At 57.7% G+C, this 1,634-nt stretch carries 1 protein-coding gene; it reads right to left on the bottom strand.

Annotation, left to right across the window (positions count from 1 at the left end; genetic code table 11):
* Positions 1-24 precede the first annotated feature (24 nt).
* Positions 25-1,380, bottom strand: a complete 1,356-nt coding sequence (locus tag BM040_RS21505) for an IS110 family RNA-guided transposase (protein ID WP_092105889.1) — start codon at positions 1,378-1,380, stop codon at positions 25-27.
* Between the last annotated feature and the right edge of the window lie 254 nt (positions 1,381-1,634).

Raw genomic sequence — 1,634 nt, 5'->3', positions numbered from 1 at the left:
TAAATCCTGACTAACGTTTATTTCTCAGGCCGTTGCAAAGCCCAGTTCTTCAGGCTTGAGGTCTAATTTAGCGATGTTTTTCTTTATCCGCTGCACCAGCTTGAGCTTTCTCTTCTCGTCGAGGAACAGGTATTGCGTGGGCGGGTTGTAGGGCACGCGGTAAGTGAGCATGTGCCAGATGATCACCGCCAGCTTGCGGGCCGTGGCGCTCACGGCCGCCTGCCTGCCCTTGCGGAAGGCCACTCTTTTAAAGAAGTCCGACAGGTGCGTCTCACGCAGGTTGCCGATGACATTGGCCGCGTTCCGCAGGGCGATTTTCAACCGGTTGCTGCCCTTGGGAATGTGGGAGCTGAGCACCCTGCCCCCGCTCACCTTCGTGTTGGGGCAGAGCTTGAGCCAGTTGGTGAACTGCTTGGCCGTGGGAAACTTGCGGATGCCTTCGGCACCCACCTCGCTCATCAGCGCCATCACCGTCGCATGGCTCACCCCCTCGATTCGGAGCAGGTCCACCCCACCGTAGTACTGGTAGGCCAACTGGTTGAGATCCATCTGCTGCGGGGCATTCTTGTTGACCCGCTTGTAGGGTTTAGGGTCTGTTCTCAGCTCCCGCCTCTCTTTATCTGCTCCAATCTGCTCTCTAAGCAGCTGCTCGATGGCCGCGTCACAAGCCGCAATCTTATCCTGCAGCATCTTGTACATATCCAGCTCCTGGGCAAGGGTAAAGAGCAGCTCACGGCGGCCGTTGCCGCGCAGGGCCAGGGCGATTTCTTCTTTCGATTTTCGGCAGTTGCCATGCCGGAAGCAGGCCAGCTTTTCGGGATTGGTTTCCCCCTGGCAAACGGCCTCGATGATGGCCATGCCCGTCTGGCCGGTGATGTCGCGCACGACCACGTCGAGCCGCAGGTTCAGCAGGCGCAGGTACTTCTGCATCTTCTGGGTAGTGACGGCGGCCGTCTCCAGCAGCGAGGCGCGGTGGCGGCAGTAGGTCCTGAGCTCCTCGGTGGCCTGGTCAGGCAAAAAGCTGCCCGAGAGCAGCCCCAGCGCGTGCAGGCGCTGAATCCACTGGCAGTCCTGCACGTCGGTTTTGCGCCCCTTGATGTTCTTGGTGAACTTGCCGTTGCAGAGCAATACCTCCAGGCCTGCCTGCTGCAGGGCCGTGAACAGGCTCTGCCAGTAAGTACCCGTGCTCTCCATGGCCACGGTGGAGATGTGGCAGGAAAGGAGCCACTGGGTAAGTTCCCGCACCTCGTCCTCATAAACGCCGAACTCCCGCACCTGATCCGCTCCCTGGCCCACAGCCACAAAGTGCGAGCGGCTGCCCACGTCGATGCCGGCAGCATGTTGGTTGACAATCTCCATAGGCGTGCTTCTCTTTTTCATAGTGGTAAAGAATAAAGTGAAAAACGATCCCAGGGGAATGTACGCTAGGTCTTGAAAGTATCCTGATCGGGGTCTCCCGAGGGAGCCGCCACTGAAATCACCTCAAAGCCCTCCTCAGTAGAAGGGCTCTCTACATTCCAACCAGAATGCCACCCGAGCTTTAAAGCGTCAATTAGAAACCGGTCTTGCAAGGGATACAAAATAGATACGCAGCAACGTTAGCGGGAGAAATCAATAGTTAATATGGGGGGAAT

The organism is Pontibacter chinhatensis (assembly GCF_900113285.1).
In the GTDB taxonomy this organism is placed as follows: Bacteria; Bacteroidota; Bacteroidia; order Cytophagales; family Hymenobacteraceae; genus Pontibacter; species Pontibacter chinhatensis.
The sequence above is the reverse complement of the archived record's forward strand: the minus strand, read 5'-3'. Positions and strand labels throughout refer to the sequence as shown.

Bases quoted from the DNA above. Each gene is read 5' to 3' on its own strand.
- BM040_RS21505 (WP_092105889.1), bottom strand. From the start codon at position 1,380: ATGAAAAAGAGAAGCACGCCTATGGAGATTGTCAACCAACATGCTGCC.